Source organism: Roseomonas sp. TAS13, from assembly GCF_001950415.1.
GTDB classification, from domain to species: Bacteria; Pseudomonadota; Alphaproteobacteria; order Acetobacterales; family Acetobacteraceae; genus Roseomonas; species Roseomonas mucosa.
The window spans coordinates 1-4,217 of the sequence record NZ_BDLP01000369.1; the positions used below are offsets into that span (position 1 = coordinate 1).

General features: G+C 70.0%; 3 protein-coding genes. All 3 read right to left on the reverse strand.

The genetic code is table 11. From position 1 onward, the window contains the following. Positions 1 to 390 (reverse strand): hypothetical protein (locus ROTAS13_RS20295; protein ID WP_216348703.1); only part of this gene is annotated, 390 nt, incomplete at its 3' end. A gap of 246 nt (positions 391 to 636) precedes the next feature. Further along, positions 637 to 3,120 (reverse strand): DNA topoisomerase (ATP-hydrolyzing) subunit B, encoded by a 2,484-nt coding sequence (gene gyrB / locus ROTAS13_RS20300; RefSeq protein ID WP_019460932.1) that lies wholly within the window; start codon positions 3,118 to 3,120, stop codon positions 637 to 639. A gap of 151 nt (positions 3,121 to 3,271) precedes the next feature. After that, positions 3,272 to 4,217, reverse strand: a 946-nt coding sequence (locus ROTAS13_RS20305) for a DNA replication/repair protein RecF (protein ID WP_075823238.1), incomplete at its 5' end; no start/stop codon positions are given.

The following is a 4,217-nucleotide window of genomic DNA, read 5'->3' on the forward strand; positions in this document are numbered from 1 at the left end:
GTCGGCGGCGGGATGGCCCAGCGCCCGCGCGCGCTCGTACCACTCGCGGGCCTTGGCTGCGTCGATCAGCCCGCCGCCCCGGGCCTCGATCGTGGCCAGCATGTTCGGGTCGTAGGTGGAGCCCAGGGAAAGGCAGGCGGCGGAGGATTGCGGGTCGAGCGACACGGCCCGCTGGTAGATGGCCCGGGCGCGGGACACGTCGCCGCGCAGCATCGCCTGGTCCCCGGCGCGCATCAGCGCCTCGAAGGAAGCGTTGGCCCCCGTGCGACCGGGAGAAGCCTGGACCGGCAGGGCGGCCACGGCATTGTCCTGGGCCGGCGCCGTCGCGAGGGCCGGCGGAAGAACGGGCAGGAGGAGGCCCGGCAGCAGAAGCGCGAGGCGGGTCGCCAACCGAAGGCAGGCTCGGTGCCTCGGCCCTTCTGAATGGCGATCTTCTCGTCCCTGACGGTCCATCGCATCTCCCCTGCGAGGCTTATGCACCTTTCAGAGACAGTTTTGGACTAAATTTTGGAATGATCTTACAAAAAGAGGTTTTTTGCCCTTTCCAGCCGGATGGGCAGGAAAAAGGCCGGGCCCCGGAAGGCCCGGCCCTGCCGGTATCGGTCGTCCTGTCCGCCGCGATGGGCAGGGCGGGCGTCAGACGTCCAGGTTCGCCACCTTCAGCGCATTGCCGACGATGAATTCGCGGCGCGGCTCGACCACGTCGCCCATCAGCGTGGCGAAGATCTGCCCGGCCTCGTCGGCGTCATCCACCTTCACCCGCAGCATGGTGCGCGCCGCCGGGTCCAGCGTGGTCTTCCAGAGCTGGTCCGGGTTCATCTCGCCCAGCCCCTTGAAGCGCTGGATGGTCAGGCCCTTGCGGCCCTGCTGGAAGACGCGGTCCAGCGCCGAGAGCGGACCGGCCGAACGGTCCTCGCGCCCCTCGAAGCGCAGGGTGACGCCGCTGCCGTAGCGCCCGGCCAGGGACTCCCGCCGCTCCTCCAGCCAGAGCGCATCGGCGCCGCGCAGCAGGGCGGGTTCCAGGGAATAGCGCTCGGCCACGCCGCGAACGGTGCGGCCCAGCTTGAGCCCGGCCTCGTCCAGCGAGGCGGACCAGCCGCGCTCCGTTTCCAGCGACAGCTCGTTCAGCCGCCGTGCCAGGGCCTGCGCCGCCTGACCGTCATTGGCCACGGCCATGGCACCGGCCAGCGCGGCCTGCTCGCCGATCCAGAGCGGCAGGTTGCCGGAGGCGCGGCGGATGCGGCGCGACACCTCGCGCAGCTTCTGCACCTCCTCGCGCAGCGCCTCACCCTCCAGCGCCGTGCCGTCGCTGAGCGTCATCGCCGCGTTGTGCAGCGCCTTCTCCAGCAGGTACTCCTCCATCGCCGCATCGTCCTTGAGGTAGCGTTCCTCACTGCCGCGCTTGGCGCGATAGAGCGGTGCCTGGGCGATGAAGAGATGCCCGCGCTCGATCAGTTCCGGCATCTGCCGGAAGAAGAAGGTCAGCAGCAGCGTGCGGATGTGGGAGCCGTCCACGTCCGCGTCGGTCATGATGCAGATCTTGCCGTAGCGCAGCTTGGCGGGGTCGAAGCCACCATTCGCCGGGTCGGGGCCGATGCCGGCGCCCAGTGCGGTGATCAGCGTGCCGATCTGCTCCGAGGACAGCATCTTGTCGAAGCGCGCGCGCTCGACGTTCAGCACCTTGCCGCGCAGCGGCAGGATCGCCTGGAAGGCGCGGTCGCGACCCTGCTTGGCGGAACCGCCGGCCGAGTCACCCTCGACGATGAAGATTTCCGCCTTGCTCGGGTCGCGCTCCTGGCAATCGGCGAGCTTGCCGGGCAGGGAGGAGATGTCGAGCACGCCCTTGCGCCGCGTCAGGTCGCGCGCCTTGCGGGCGGCCTCGCGCGCCGCGGCGGCATCGAGGCACTTGCGGACGATCTCGTTGGCTTCCTTGGGGTGCGTCTCGAACCAATGGTCCAGCGCATCGGCGACGACCGAGTGCACCACCGGCTGCACCTCGGAGGAAACGAGCTTCTCCTTGGTCTGGGAGGAGAATTTCGGGTCCGGCACCTTCACCGAGAGCACGGCGGTCAGCCCCTCGCGCATGTCCTCGCCGGACAGCGCGGTCTTGTCCTTCTTCGCCGCCTGCTCCGCCACCTTGCCCAGCACCCGCGTCAGCGCCTGGCGGAAGCCCGCGAGGTGCGAGCCGCCATCCCGCTGCGGGATGTTGTTGGTGAAGCAGTGCATGGTCTCGTGGAAGCTGTCGGTCCAGCGCAGCGCGAACTCGACGCGGATCGTCTTGCTCTCGCCGTTGCGCTCCACCGTCTGCTCGCCGGTCGCGGCGGCAGGGGGCGAGAAGATCGGCTTGTTGGAACGGTCGAGATATTCGACGAAGGCGGCAAGCCCGCCCTCGTAGTGGAAGACCGTGCGGCGCGGCTCGGCCGCGCCTTCCGCGGTACCTTCCACGGGCCGGTCGTCCTGCAACGTGATGCGGAGGCCGGAATTGAGGAAGGCCAGCTCGCGCAGCCGCTTCTCCAGCCGCTCATAGTCGAAATCGGTCTTCGAGAAGGTCGCGGCGCTGGGCTTGAAGGTGACCTGCGTGCCTGTGGGATGGCCGGAGGGGCCGATATCCTCCAGCGGCGCCACCGTATCGCCATGCGCGAAGCGGATCACGTGCTCGCGCCCATTCTTCCAGATGCGTGCCTCCATCCGCTCGGACAGGGCGTTCACCACCGCCGCGCCGACACCGTGCAGGCCGCCGGAAACCTTGTAGGAGTTCTGGTTGAACTTGCCGCCCGCATGCAGCCGCGTCAGCACCACCTCGGCGGCGGAGATGCCTTCCTCCACATGCAGGTCCACGGGGATGCCGCGGCCGTCATCGGTGACGGTGACGGAGCCGTCGGCGTTGATCACCACATCGACATGGGTGGCATAGCCCGCCTGGGCCTCGTCCACGGAGTTGTCCACGATCTCGAAGACCATGTGGTGCAGGCCCGAGCCGTCATCCGTGTCGCCGATATACATGCCCGGTCGCTTGCGGACGGCGTCCAGGCCACGCAGCACGGTGATGGAGGCACTGTCATAGGCTTCCCCGCCCTCCTGGCCGGAAGGGGACTGTTCTGGAAGCGCGGGGTCGGACATCAGGTGCTGGAACCTTTCGGAAAACCGTAGTCGAAGCTCCCGCCCAATATAGGGATTCCGGGGCCCCGCCGCATCGGGAATCCTCGGCTTTTCCCTTGGCAAAGCTGGATTTTCCGCCAGCCAGGACAGGCCCGAGCGGGGTGAGGAAAGATCAGGCGGCGCACAGGCCCTGGTGGCCGGCCAGAAAGGCCTGGGAACGGCCCTGGAGAGGCGCGAAGACCTCCGGGTCCGTGCCCGTCAGGAAGCACTGCGCCGGCAGGGCGGCCAGTGCCTCGAACAGCGCCACGCGGCGGGCCGCATCGAGATGCGCCGCCACCTCGTCCAGCAGCAGCAGGGGGGCGAAGCCGCGCGCGGCGGCGATCAGCGCGGCATGGGCCAGGATCACGGAAACCAGCAGCGCCTTCTGCTCGCCGGTCGAGCAGATCTCGGCCGGCAGGTCGCGCGGCAGGTGGCGCAGCAGCAGGTCGCAGCGGTGCGGGCCCTCCGTCGCCAGCCCCGCCGACGCATCGCGCCCCCGGTTGACGGCGAGGCGCTCGCGCAGCGTATCCTCCACCGCCAGGGCGGGCTGTTCCTCCAGCATCGCGGCGATCTCGCAGGACAGGGCGCAGCGGGCGGCCGGGAAGGCGCCGGCGGTGCCCGCCTCCAGCGCCGCGTTCAGCCGGGCGATCAGGGCGCGGCGCGCGGCGGCCACGGCCACGCCGTGCCGGGCCATGGCATCCTCCAGCGAGGCGATCCAGGCCGGGTCACGCCGGCCTTCGGAGAGCAGGCGGTTGCGCCCGGCCATGGCGGTCTCGTAGCCCGCGACCTCGCGCGCATGGCCGGGCTCCAGCGCCCAGGCCAGGCGGTCGAGGAAGCGGCGGCGGCCGGAGGCACCCTCCTGGAAGAGCCGGTCCATCTGCGGCGTCAGCCAGACCGCGGCGACCAGCGCGCCGAGCTCCGCCTGGGAGCGCACCGGCCCGTCGTTGAGCCGCAGCACGCGCTTGTCCATCGGCCCTTCCGGCGGCGTGCCGGTGCCGAGGTCGAAGGGGCCGTGTGGCGCCTCGAAACGGCCGCTGACGGCCCAGGGCAGGGCCTGTCTCTTGATCACATCTACGCAC